This is a genomic window from Persicitalea sp., assembly GCF_041751555.1.
In the GTDB taxonomy this organism is placed as follows: Bacteria; Bacteroidota; Bacteroidia; order Cytophagales; family Spirosomataceae; genus Persicitalea.
The window spans coordinates 1-2,542 of the sequence record NZ_JBGSXF010000174.1 but is presented as its reverse complement, the minus strand read 5'-3'; the positions used below and the strand labels follow the sequence as shown (position 1 = coordinate 2,542).

Annotated in this window: 4 protein-coding genes; all 4 read right to left on the bottom strand. The window is 52.3% G+C overall.

What is annotated here, in order from left to right:
• Positions 1–190: hypothetical protein (locus tag ACEW8P_RS06015; RefSeq protein ID WP_373512198.1), on the bottom strand; the 190-nt coding region annotated here is incomplete at its 3' end.
• Positions 191–236: 46 nt separating this feature from the next.
• Complete coding sequence (locus ACEW8P_RS06010) at positions 237–1,148, bottom strand: LytR/AlgR family response regulator transcription factor (RefSeq protein WP_373512197.1); 912 nt, start codon at positions 1,146–1,148, stop codon at positions 237–239.
• A gap of 279 nt (positions 1,149–1,427) precedes the next feature.
• On the bottom strand, positions 1,428–2,111 hold the full coding sequence (locus ACEW8P_RS06005; protein ID WP_373512196.1) for a response regulator: 684 nt from the start codon (positions 2,109–2,111) through the stop codon (positions 1,428–1,430).
• Positions 2,112–2,194: 83 nt separating this feature from the next.
• Positions 2,195–2,542, bottom strand: a 348-nt coding sequence (locus ACEW8P_RS06000) for a sensor histidine kinase (protein ID WP_373512195.1), incomplete at its 5' end; no start/stop codon positions are given.

The window sequence follows — 2,542 nt, the reverse complement described above, 5'->3', positions numbered from 1 at the left end:
AGAAGCCGCTGCCGTCGATCTGGATGAAGTCGCCCATACCCCCATAGGAAGGAAGGACGGTGGAAATAAAGAGGTTGGCGGGCGTATCTGTTGTACCGCCGATCGGGGGAGGTATAGGTTTCTCGCAGCCTGCAAAGGTTGCCGCCAATAACGACAACAAACTGAACTGGATAATCAATGACTTTTTCATGGCTAATAGAGTTTTAGTGAAAAAATTGTGTAAAAAAAATTGGTTGTTAAGGTTTGTCTTGCCAGAGGGCAATCTCATTTATTGCCTCCGTCATTTTCTGAGAAGAGGGCATGGACATAGGTGCGCTGAATTCCCTTTTAATTCCCTTTGCTATTGTTCCGCGTAGGGTGCGCTCGTTGTAATAGCTGGCGATAACCGATCTGGCAAATCCCCGATCAGGTTGCCCAAAAATCAAGCGGTCGTACATCAGGTGGTCGTTTTTGTGGAAGACTTGCACCCATATTTCTTCCAACGCGATGGCTTTCTCGCCCCAGCGGTGAATGACGAATAGCGTGTCACCCTGTTTTTTCCTACCTGACTTGTGGAGGAAGCTCAGCGAGTGTCCGCCAGGCAATTGGCCGGGGATGGAGTGATATATGGTGTCACCAGCCAGGCGTACTTTCACCAGCACCGAGTAGTGTGATTTCCGGTAGCCGTGTTGACTCAGCGGAATAGCGTGCCTCGCACCGGAAGCGATCAGGGGTACATCTGATATCCTGATCTGCCCAAAGCTGCATTGAGTAAAAAATAGCAGCCCGAAGACGCTCAGCAAAGGGTACTTACACAGCTTGTTGGTACTTGACCCCATTGCAGTCAACCATTGTCGTACCGCGACCCGCCGTCGCCGGGCGATGGGCAGGGTTATGCCGTTCATCAGCGTGATCTCGTCCCGATCATGGTGCAGTACTTGGTCGGCATTGACCAGATAGGAGCGGTTGATGCGCCGGAAACCCCGCCGGGCCAAACGCGCTTCGAGTATGCCCAGCGTAGTGGATACGAAAGTTTTGCGGCCATCCACAAAGTGCACGTGGCTGTAGTTGCGATCACCTTCGCAGTAAAGGATGTCTTCGGGAAGCTCGTATTCGTAGCTGCCGATGTGTACGTAGTCGTAATTCTGATTGACTGAGGTGGCATTCATGGTTCAGGGGATTTTAATGTGAGCAGAAATACCTGGGAATGAGGAGCGCAACTCCTGCGGCAGAATACTTCTAAACCTTACCTTGCAAATTTCAGGAATAAGGGAAGGCCATAAAATCCCATGAAAGGGGGATGGGGAATCCAGGTATTTCTACCTGGTCGCACAGAACGAATACACTTATACGTCAGGCTGCAGCTGTGAAGAGAACAGCTTGGAAATGGTATTAATAAGAAGAGGAAGGGAGACTTAGTTTGCTAACGAGGAGGCAGGAGAAGACCGTTATTTTTTCCAGAATTTGGCGACGGCTTCGGTTACGGAATGTACCTGGAGTTTTTCGTAGATGTGCTTGATGTGGGTGCGGACGGTTTCGATGCCAATGCCACAGAGGTCGGCAACCATTTTGTAGCTGTTGCCCTCGGCCAGGAATTCGAGTACCTGCATTTCGCGGTCGGTCAATTTGCTCAGGCCACTGGCGGGCACCGGGGTGTCGTGTAGGTGCAGAAGTACCCGCCGGGCAATGGATGGAGTGATAGGTGCCCCGCCGTTGTACACTTCCTGAATAGCCTCCATGATGCGGGCTGGGGGCGTTTTTTTGAGCAAGTAGCCCGTAGCTCCGGCTTTCAGAGATTCGAAAACCCGGTCGTCGTCGTCGAAGACGGTGAGCATCAGCACGTCCACGTGGGCGTAGCGTCGCTTGATGTCGGTCAGGGCCGTGATGCCGTCGCGCTCGGGTAGGTCGATGTCCATCAGTACTACATCGGGCTGTAACTTGCTCACCTGTCGGTTGGCATCCAGGCAATCGCCGAAAGCCCCGGCCAGTTCGAAGCCATCGGTGCCGCCAATCATGAAAGATAGCGCCTCCCGGAGCATGGTGTTGTCTTCGTACAGCAGGACTTTGATGTCTGACATGGTGGGTACCCGGCTGGGTGAGTAGTTGGTTTGAAGCGAAATAGCGTTAATCATAAATTTACCTTTATTTATTGAAACTTAAACAAACAAAGGTAAACTCGCATCAGCCGGGATACTCTCCCATAGAAGGGGGATGGCTAAGGGACGGGTAGTGCCAAAATTACGCAGGTACCCTGGCCCGCCGCGGACTCGATTTTAAGCTCAGCCCCAATCTTAGCGGCCCTGTTTTCCATGTTTTTCAAGCCATTACCCCCCTTTGCTTTTGGCGGAGAGGCGGGGTCGAAGCCCCGGCCATCGTCCCGGATGGTGAGGCGGATATACCCCGGTGGATGCTCGACCTTCACCTGAACGGAACTGGCCTTGGCGTAGCGGGCGGCATTGGCGAGGGCTTCCTTGAATATCAGGAAAAAATCGTGACGCTTTTCCATCGGCAGACTGGTTTTTAGGGCTTTTTCGTCGGCTTCGAATTCAACTTTCGTTTCTGA

Bases quoted from the DNA above. Each gene is read 5' to 3' on its own strand.
- ACEW8P_RS06005 (WP_373512196.1), bottom strand. From the start codon at position 2,111: ATGATTAACGCTATTTCGCTTCAAACCAACTACTCACCCAGCCGGGTA.
- ACEW8P_RS06010 (WP_373512197.1), bottom strand. From the start codon at position 1,148: ATGAATGCCACCTCAGTCAATCAGAATTACGACTACGTACACATCGGC.